The 260-nt window shown below is 67.7% G+C and carries 1 pseudogene; it reads left to right on the top strand.

The annotated features are described in order from the left end of the window. Positions 1–260, top strand: a pseudogene (locus HA630_RS00050) (type I glyceraldehyde-3-phosphate dehydrogenase); the annotation flags it as partial.

Below are 260 nucleotides of genomic sequence, written 5' to 3'. Positions count from 1 at the left end.
GAGATGGGCGTGCACACCGTGCTCGAATGCACCGGCGCCTTCCTCACCGCCGACGCCTGCCAGGTCCACCTGGATGCCGGCGCCCAGAAAGTCGTGATCTCCGCCCCCTCCAAAGACGACGTGCCCATGTTCGTCTACGGCGTCAACCACACCGCCTACGCCGGCCAGGCCATCGTCAGCAACGCCAGCTGCACCACCAACGCCCTGGCGCCCGTGGCCAAGGTGCTCAACGACCGCTGGGGCATCAAGCGCGGCCTCAT

The sequence above is a fragment of the Aquabacterium sp. A08 genome (genome assembly GCF_011742065.1).
Note: the sequence above shows the minus strand (reverse complement) of the source record. Positions and strands in the feature narration are given on the sequence as shown.